Origin of the sequence: Kribbella catacumbae DSM 19601 (assembly GCF_000372465.1) — a bacterium.
GTDB lineage: Bacteria > Actinomycetota > Actinomycetes > Propionibacteriales > Kribbellaceae > Kribbella > Kribbella catacumbae.
In genome coordinates this window covers 1-7575 of the sequence record NZ_AQUZ01000109.1, presented here as the reverse complement: position 1 = coordinate 7575, position 7575 = coordinate 1, and the positions used below count along the sequence as shown (strand labels likewise).

At 68.8% G+C, this 7575-nt stretch carries 7 protein-coding genes; 5 read left to right on the top strand and 2 right to left on the bottom strand.

All coding sequences use genetic code 11. The features are described from left to right. Nucleotides 1-693: M23 family metallopeptidase (locus A3ES_RS52080; RefSeq protein ID WP_020393401.1), on the top strand; the 693-nt coding region annotated here is incomplete at its 5' end. Between the two features lie 246 nt (nt 694-939). Here the strand turns inward: A3ES_RS52080 and A3ES_RS0144990 are convergent. Both A3ES_RS0144990 and A3ES_RS0144985 read right to left on the bottom strand, forming a co-directional pair. Beyond that, nucleotides 940-1419, bottom strand: a complete 480-nt coding sequence (locus A3ES_RS0144990) for an RrF2 family transcriptional regulator (RefSeq protein ID WP_020393400.1) — start codon at nt 1417-1419, stop codon at nt 940-942. 31 nt (nt 1420-1450) lie between these two features. Continuing rightward, on the bottom strand, nt 1451-2392 hold the full coding sequence (locus A3ES_RS0144985; protein ID WP_020393399.1) for a tyrosine recombinase XerC: 942 nt from the start codon (nt 2390-2392) through the stop codon (nt 1451-1453). Nucleotides 2393-2528: 136 nt separating this feature from the next. On the opposite strand from A3ES_RS0144985, the gene A3ES_RS0144980 reads away from it, so the two are divergent. The 4 genes from A3ES_RS0144980 to dprA all read left to right on the top strand — a co-directional run bounded on the left by A3ES_RS0144980 (nt 2529) and on the right by dprA (nt 7439). Next, nucleotides 2529-4145 carry an APC family permease gene (locus tag A3ES_RS0144980; RefSeq protein WP_020393398.1) on the top strand — a complete coding sequence of 539 codons (1617 nt, stop codon included), beginning with the start codon at nt 2529-2531 and terminating at the stop codon, nt 4143-4145. Between the two features lie 89 nt (nt 4146-4234). Beyond that, nucleotides 4235-4591: a YraN family protein gene (locus A3ES_RS0144975; protein WP_020393397.1), complete on the top strand. Its 357-nt coding sequence runs from the start codon at nt 4235-4237 to the stop codon at nt 4589-4591. Next, on the top strand, nt 4591-6168 hold the full coding sequence (locus tag A3ES_RS0144970; protein WP_020393396.1) for a YifB family Mg chelatase-like AAA ATPase: 1578 nt from the start codon (nt 4591-4593) through the stop codon (nt 6166-6168). The genes A3ES_RS0144975 and A3ES_RS0144970 overlap by 1 nt, the downstream gene beginning before the upstream one ends. A gap of 272 nt (nt 6169-6440) precedes the next feature. Beyond that, entirely contained in the window at nt 6441-7439 is a 999-nt protein-coding gene (dprA, locus tag A3ES_RS56620) for a DNA-processing protein DprA (RefSeq protein ID WP_272944672.1), read from the top strand. The last annotated feature ends 136 nt before the right edge of the window (nt 7440-7575 follow it).

Below are 7575 nucleotides of genomic sequence, written 5' to 3'. Positions count from 1 at the left end.
CCCGCCCTGGCCGCGGCCCAGCCCACTCCAGGCCCGACCCAGTCCGCCCTGACCGCGGCCCAGCCTGCTCTGCCTCCACCTCAGACCGCTGCGGTCTGGCCCCTCAATCCACGGCCCGAGATCGTCCGCGGCTTCGAACCACCACCCAAACCCTGGCTCCCCGGCCACCGCGGTCTGGACCTGCGAGGCTCCCCCGGCCAACAGGTCCGCTCCGCAACCCCCGGCAAGGTCACGTACGCCGCGGCGCTGGCCGGCCGCGGCGTCATCGTCATCACCAACGGCCCACTCCGCACCACCTACGAGCCGGTCATAGCCACGATCCGCGTCGGCACCACAGTCATCCCAGGCACCCCACTGGGCCACCTCTCCGCAGCCGGCTCCCACTGCGCCCCCACCACGTGCCTCCACTGGGGCCTACTCCAGGCAACCACCTACCTGAACCCCTTGGCCCTACTCCCCCAACGCCCCATCCGCCTACTCCCAACCACCCCAGCCCCCACCAACACCCGCTCCGCACCGGCCGGACCGCTGTCAACCCACCCAGCCGGCCCACCTCTCACGCCAGCCAACGCCCCGCCGAGCACCCGCCTGGTGGCGAACGCCTCACCACGAGGCGGTCTGGCCTCAGGCGTGATCGTCGGCCTTGCAGCCGCCGCCACCCTCATCGGCAGCCTGCTGATCAGGCGGCACTGATGCCAACCACCAACCCCAGACGCTTCAGCCAACTGCTCGCCACCATCCGGCGCAGCTGCGGCGACCTGCCGACACCCAACGTGCCGCTCGCCTTTCGCGACCGGCGCACCCACGGCGTCCGATTGGCCTCGACAGCGCTGCTTGCCGCTCGCGACCGACTCGCCTGCGGCGTCCAGCCAGCGTCTAGCGTCCACCCGCGGCGTCCTGCTGATCGCCGGGGCGTCAACTCGTCGAGCCGAGAGCAGATCAGCTCCCAGGGACCCGCGCCTGCCAAGCGTCCTCGTCGCGCGAGCGCCGCTCGACCCCAGCCGGCAGCTTCCCCTTGGCAAGATCAATCAACGTCGTGTGCTCCAGCACGTCCCGCAGGCTCGCCCGCGCCGCGATCCACACCCGCTGCAGCACGACCGCCCGCTCGTTGTAGGCGACGCTCTCAGGCCGCACACCAGAGATGCTCACGATCGGCCCATCCACCGCGCGCATCACGTCGGCGACCGAGATCTCGTTCGGGTCGACCGCGAGCTTCCACCCGCCGGCCTGACCACGCTGGCTCGACAACACCCCGGCGCGACGCAGATCGGCGAGAATCCCCTGCAGGAAGCCATGCGGAATCCCCTGCGCACGGCTCAGTTCCTCGGCGGACACCACCGAGGGGTCGTTCGCCACCCACCGCTGGGTGATCTCGATCAGCGCCCGCAACGCATAGTCAGACTTCGCCGAAACCCGCATACTCCGCAGTCTGCCGTATCCAGGCCCAAGGTCAGGCGCGCGGATGCGCTTGTTCGTAGGCGCGTCGTAGCCGATCGCCGGACACATGCGTGTAGATCTGCGTGGTCGCCAACGATGCGTGACCGAGCAACTCCTGCACGCTGCGCAGGTCTGCCCCGCCTTCGAGCAGATGCGTCGCCGCCGTATGCCGCATCCCGTGCGGCGACAGATCGGGCGCGTCGACCGCATCGATCCGGGCGTGCACGAGTCGCCGAACGGTCCGCTGATCGATCCGCGCCCCCCTCGCCCCGAGGAACAACGCCGGCCCGCTCCCCGGCCGGAACAACTTCGGCCGCGCCACGTCCAGCCACCCGTCCAGCGCAGCACCCGCCGGTACGCCGTACGGGACCGAGCGTTCCTTGCGGCCCTTGCCGAAGACGCGGACCACCCGGCGGCCGGGGTCGACATCGTCGAGGTCGAGCGCGCAGAGTTCGCCGACCCGGATACCCGTTGCGTAGAGCAACTCCATGATCGCCAAGTCACGCAGCCCAACCGGGCTGCCGTCGTCCGCCGCGACCGCGGAGGCGTCGAGCACCGCGCGGGTTTCTGCCTGGCCGAGCACGCCCGGCAGCGACTTGTGCGGCTTGGGGCTGGCGAGCAGCGCGCCTGGGTCGGTCTCGATCCGCCCGGTCCGCTGCGCCCAGGCGGTGAACACCCGGGCGGCCGTCGCGCGCCGCGCCATCGTGCTGCGCGACTTGCCGAGGCTCTGCTGCTTGGCCAGCCACGACCGCAGTCCGCGGATGTCGAGGCCGCTCAGCTCATCGTGACCAAGCCGAGTCAAATGATCGATTAAATCCGTCACGTCGCCGATGTAGGCTCGCACCGAATGTTTGCTGAGGTCTCTTTCCGCCGTCAGATGCCGTTCGTAGTCAGCCAGTAACACAGAGAAACCTGCCATGGAGGAAGGGGTTTCGCTGACGTCGTCCGGCACCATGTCCTGACCATGCGGGAGCGACCGCGGCATCGCAAGCCACCGCGCGGCGGATACCCCGAGGAGGTCTGGCCCGAAACCCACTGGTCGACTACTGTTCGGCCCGATTGCCCTAGTAGCAACGGAGGCACCCCTGACCATGGCCCCCTCAGCGAACGGACAGACCGTAGGCCGGCGCCTGCCGGTCGAGTCGGCGTTCACTCGAGTCGAGGATGCGCGGCACCGTCTGCCGCGCTTGTTCGGTCGTCGCGACCTAGTCGTACTTGGACTTGGCGTGATGATCGGGTCCGGCATTTTCAGTCTCAGCGGTAAGCAAGCGGCCAACGTCGCCGGCCCCGCTGTGATCCTGTCGTTCCTGATCGCCGCAGTGGTCTGCGTACTGGCCGCGGCCTGTTACGCCGAACTGTCGTCCACGATCCCCGTCTCGGGCAGCGCGTACACCTTCAGCTACGTCACCTTCGGCGAGATGTGGGCCTGGCTGGTCGGCTGGGCACTCGTGCTGGAGCTCGTCACGGCCGCGGCGATCGTGGCCAGAGTCTGGTCGGCGTACTTCCTCGCGACTCTCGAAGGTTTCGGTGTGTCCCTGCCCGCGGGAGTGGCGCAGTACTTCGGACCCGAGGCCAAGGTCAACCTGGTCGCGCCGCTGCTGCTACTGATCCTGACCGCGCTGGTCGTCACCGGCACCAAGCTGTCGGCCCGCGTGCTCACCGTCGTCGTCCTGGCGAAGGTTGCCGTGATCGTGCTGGTCGTCGTGATCGGCGCCACGCACATCAACTTCGACAACTACCGCCCGTTCATCCCGGACGCGCGCCCCGCACCCGCGACGGCCAGTCCGACCTTGCTCAGCTGGATCCTGGACTCGTCGTTCGGCTCGTTCGGCATGATGGGCATCTTCACCGCGGCCAGCTCGATCGTCTTCGCCTACATCGGCTTCGACCTGATCGCGACCGCGTCCGAGGACGCCCGCAACCCGCGCAAGACGGTGCCGCAGGGCATGCTGCTCGGCGTCGGCGCCGTCACGATCTTGTACGTCGCGATGGCGGTCGTGCTGGTCGGGATGCGCCCGTTCGGCGAACTGGGTGGCGCCGCGCCGGTGTCGGAGGCGATGTCGGCCGTCGGCGTGGGCTGGGCGGCGAAGGTGGTCAATCTAGGGGCCTTGCTTGCCCTGATGACGGTGATCATGGTCGTTTTGATCGCCCAGAGCCGTGTGCTGTTCAACATGGGTCGTGACGGCCTGCTGCCGAAGAGCCTGGGCCGGGTCAGCCGGGTCTACTCCTCCCCCGCCCGGGCCGCCTCCGCGGCCGGTGCGGCCGCGATCCTCCTCACCCTGTACCCGAAGGTGCTCGAGCTGGAGGAGCTGCTGGTCATCGGCGCGCTCTTCTGCTTCGCCTTCTGCGCGGTCGGCGTGCTGACGCTGCGGCGCACAGAGCCGAACCTGGAGCGCGGTTTCCGGGTCCCGATGGTGCCGCTGATCCCGCTGCTCTCCCTGGGCGCGACGCTGTGGCTGATGCTCAACCTGAAGACGAGCACCTGGACGAAGTTCGGCATCTGGATGGTGGTCGGTCTGGCGATCTATGGTCTGTACGGCCGCTGGCACAGCCGCCTGGCGAACGAGGACAGCTGGGACTTCGACATCGGCGACACGGACCGCGGAACGGGCGGCCTGCAGGCGATCCGGCACGAGCCGGACACCGGCGAGCTGCGGGCAGTCCGGACGCCGCCGAAGTCGACGCGCGGAAAACACATGCGCAACTGATCCAGCGAAGGGCAGTTGTCCACAGGCCCTGAAGTCGCCCGCGAAATCGGTGAAAACCCCGGCATGTTCTTAGTCGGAGGTGGTCATCGATGCGAACCACGGGAGCAGTCGGGCAGTACGGCGAAGATCTCGCCGCCAGGTATCTGGTGGAGAACGGCTTCACGATCCTGGAGCGCAACTGGCGTTGCGCGCAGGGCGAGATCGACATCGTCGCCCGGGAGGCGCGGACCCTCGTCGTCTGCGAGGTGAAGACCCGGCGAGGGCTGAACTACGGCTCTCCGCTCGAGTCGATCACCTACCGCAAGCTCAGCAAACTCCGTCAGCTGGTCGGCCACTGGCTGCGGGAGCACGAGGTGCGGCCCGGCGAGATCAGGATCGACATCGTCGCCGTGCTCCTGCCGCACGGCGGCGCCCCGAGTGTCGACCACGTCAGGGGCGTGGCCTGATGCCGCTCGCCCAGGCCTGGTCCGTTGCCCTCGTCGGATTGGAGGGCCACCTCGTCGAGATCGAGGCCGACATCGCCCAGGGTCTCCCGAAGACCACCTTGATCGGCCTGCCGGACGCCTCGCTGTCCGAAGCTCGCGACCGGGTCCGCGCCGCGGTGGTCAACAGCGGCGAGAAGTTCCCCGACCGCAAGGTGACCATCGGCCTCTCCCCCGCGACCCTGCCCAAGACTGGCTCTCACTACGACGTCGGCATAGCGTGTGCGCTCCTCGCGGCCGCAGGTGTGATCGACAATCAGCGCCTGCGGCAGGTGGCGATCATCGGCGAGCTCGGCCTCGACGGCCGCATGCGCGAGGTCCGCGGTGCCCTCGCGATGACGCTGGCCGCCGCCCGGTCCGGATTCGAGCGAGTTGTCGTCCCCGAGCTGAATGCGGGCGAAGCCAGGCTGGTTCCGGGCATCGAGGTCTATGGGATGCGATCTCTACGCCAGGTGCTCGCTCTGCTCCGGCAGACCGAGATGCCCGACGAGGAGCCGCCGCGAGCGGAGCCCAGGCTCATCTCCGAGTCGCTCACGCGGGTTCCCGAGGTCGATCTTCACGACGTCATCGGCCAGCGTGAAGGACGTAAGGCGATCGAAGCGAGCGCCGCCGGTGGACATCACATCTACCTGCACGGCCCGCCCGGTTCCGGCAAAACCATGCTCGCCGAACGCCTGGCCGGCCTGCTGCCGGATCTCAGCACCGACGACTCCCTGGAGGTGTCCGCTGTCCACTCGCTGGCCGGTCTGCTCACCAACGACGCCGAACTGGTCGTGCGGCCGCCCTTCATCGCTCCACACCACACCGCCTCCCTCCCCAGCCTGATCGGTGGCGGCTCCGGCATGCCGCGTCCCGGCGCCATCAGCTGCGCCCATCGAGGGATCCTCTTCATCGACGAGGCCCCCGAGATGCATCCGCTGACGCTCGACACCCTGCGCCAACCACTCGAATCCGGTTTTATCGAGGTCCACCGGGCGGCGGCGGTCGCCAAGTTCCCAGCCCGCTTCCTACTGGTCCTCGCAGCCAACCCCTGCCCCTGCGGCCTTGCCGGTACGCCGCACGGCGTCTGCAACTGCACTCCGCAGAACTTGAACCGCTATCGCCAGCGCATCAGCGGTCCGATCAAGGATCGAGTCGACATCCAGCGCCAGATCCTGCCCGCCGCGCGAGGTGAAGCTGATGGCGATCGCCCGGAGTCCACCGCCGAGGTGGCAGCCAGGGTCCGACTCGCGCGCGACCGCCAGGCCCACCGCTACCTCAACACCGGCTGGGCGCTGAACAGCGAGATCCCCGGCCCGATCCTCCGCCGCGAGTATCCGATCGACGAGCCGAGCCAACGCCTGCTCGAAGACCACTACGCCGAAGGCCGCCTGACCGCCCGAGGCTTCGACCGCGTCTCCCGCCTCGCCTGGACCCTCGCAGACCTCGACGGCTCCACCACGCCCACCGTCGCCCACACCCACCAAGCCTTCCAACTCCGCACCGGCATCCCGCTGACTCCCCTCGCAGATGCCCGTCCCATCCGAGAGGCCACCTCATGACCACCTCAATCCCCTCATCGCCCCTGCCCACGTCCGTCGCAGCACCGCTGTCCACGTCCATGCCTTCGCCCTCGCCCTCGCCCTCGCCCTCGCCCTCGCCCTCAGGCGTACCCGCGCCGTCGTCCAGTGCTCGTACAACTGGCGGTGACGACGAGCGGATTGCTCGGGCAGGGCTGTCGCGAGTGGTGGAGCCCGGAGACCCGGCGGCGGTGGCCACGTTCGACGGATTTGAGGCTCAGGAACTGTGGGCGGCATTGCACGAGAAGCGACCCATGTTCGAGCGATGGGCTCCGCGGGTCGCTGAGGCTCGTCCGGAGGTTGATCTCGAGCGCGCGGCGGCGGCCGGCGCGCGGTTCGTCATCCCGGGCGACGACGAATGGCCAGAGCAGGTGGAGGTGCTGGCCGATGCGGGGCTGCAGAGCCGTCGCGGCGGCGTACCGTTCGGGCTTTGGGTTCGCGGGCCTGAGCACTTGCGGGAGACGCTCGCGAAATCAGTCGCCGTGGTCGGCGCCCGCGCGTGTTCGTCGTACGGCGAACACGCTGCTTCCGAACTTGCTGCCGGACTTGCCGATGAGGGCGTCACAGTAGTCTCCGGCGGCGCTTATGGCATCGATGCCGCGGCGCACCGTGGAGCCCTCGCGAGCGGAGGTCTGACCGTCGCCGTGCTCGCTTGTGGAGTCGATGTCAGCTACCCGAAGAGCAACACGGCACTCTTCGATCGAATCGCCGAAACGGGCTTGCTGGTCAGCGAACTCCCGCCGAGATGCTCACCCACCAAACTGCGTTTCCTCGCCCGCAACAGACTGATCGCCGCAACCACCCTCGGCACCGTCGTGGTCGAAGCCGCCATCCGCAGCGGCGCCCTGAACAGCGCGGGTTGGGCCGAGCAATGCGGCCGGCAAGTACTCGCCGTCCCAGGCTCGATCACCTCGCGGATGTCAGAAGGCGCACACCTCCTGATCCGCGAACGCAACGCCGCCCTGGCCACCAACGTCGCCGACATCCTCGAGGCGATCTCCCCCATCGGCACCCACATCACGACCTACCCCCACGCCCCCGCCACCCCCACCGACAACCTCGACCACGACCTCAGCCGCACCCTGGACGCCGTCCCCGTACTACGCCCGGTCCACGCCACCCGCATAGCCACCACAGCCGGCCTAGACCTAGAAACCACCCAGGAATGCCTAGAAACCCTCGCCGAAGCCAACCTCATCGAATACACCCAATCCGGCTGGCACCTCTCCCCCACCCACCGCCAATCCCTCTAACCCACCACCCCACCCACCAACCTCCCCCCGGACACCCCACACGCCCGCCCCGTGTGCCCTACCCCGGCATCCCCCCACACCCCGCAGGGCCACGCACCGCGCGCCCCTGCCACCCAGCGTCCACATCCCACACCCC

Excerpts from the sequence above, each read along its gene's own strand:
- A3ES_RS0144990 (WP_020393400.1), bottom strand. The coding sequence starts at position 1,419 with ATGCGGGTTTCGGCGAAGTCTGACTATGCGTTGCGGGCGCTGATCGAG.
- dprA (WP_272944672.1), top strand. The coding sequence starts at position 6,441 with ATGTTCGAGCGATGGGCTCCGCGGGTCGCTGAGGCTCGTCCGGAGGTT.
- A3ES_RS0144970 (WP_020393396.1), top strand. The coding sequence starts at position 4,591 with ATGCCGCTCGCCCAGGCCTGGTCCGTTGCCCTCGTCGGATTGGAGGGC.
- A3ES_RS0144985 (WP_020393399.1), bottom strand. The coding sequence starts at position 2,392 with ATGGTGCCGGACGACGTCAGCGAAACCCCTTCCTCCATGGCAGGTTTC.
- A3ES_RS0144975 (WP_020393397.1), top strand. The coding sequence starts at position 4,235 with ATGCGAACCACGGGAGCAGTCGGGCAGTACGGCGAAGATCTCGCCGCC.
- A3ES_RS0144980 (WP_020393398.1), top strand. The coding sequence starts at position 2,529 with ATGGCCCCCTCAGCGAACGGACAGACCGTAGGCCGGCGCCTGCCGGTC.